The sequence below is a fragment of the Vagococcus sp. WN80Y genome, from assembly GCF_059621045.1.
Genome location: NZ_JCAQHY010000016.1, coordinates 1 through 562 on the forward strand (window position 1 = coordinate 1; position 562 = coordinate 562).

The following is a 562-nucleotide window of genomic DNA, read 5'->3' on the forward strand; positions in this document are numbered from 1 at the left end:
CGGCAGAGGCTCAAGCCAATTCAGTGATTCTAACCGCACCGAGTAAGAGCTTTAATCTGGCTGGCCTCCAAACAGCGAATGTCGTGATCGCTAACCCTGAATTGCGAGAGCGATATACTGCCGTTCAAGGAGCCGACGGCTTTCACCTGTTGAATGCCATTGGACCGAAAGCCTGTGAGTTAGCCTATAATCAGTGCGAGACGTGGCTGACTGACTTCTTAGAGCTAGTCGAAATCAATCGGCAAGTCTTTGACGCTTTTATGACCGAGCACTTGCCAGAGTTAACGATTTCTCCACTAGAAGGGACTTATCTTCAGTGGTTTGATTGTCAAGCCCTTGGTATGACAGACGAGGCGCTAACTGACTTCCTTGTTCACGACTGTCACTTAGTTCTCGATCCCGGCAATTTATTCGGTGAAGAAGGCCAACAGTTCCAACGGATCAGCTTGGCTTGTACCACCGCGGTCTTAACTGCGGCTCTTGAACGCCTAGCCAAAAAAGTAAAGGAGCTACCTCATGATTAATACTAACGATTTAACCAAAAAAATAGCCGAACTCGATC

At 47.9% G+C, this 562-nt stretch carries 1 protein-coding gene; it reads left to right on the forward strand.

Translation table 11 applies throughout. The annotated features are described in order from the left end of the window. On the forward strand, positions 1–524 hold a 524-nt coding region (locus AC5KOD_RS02375), incomplete at its 5' end, for an aminotransferase class I/II-fold pyridoxal phosphate-dependent enzyme (RefSeq protein ID WP_496912953.1). Positions 525–562: the final 38 nt, after the last annotated feature.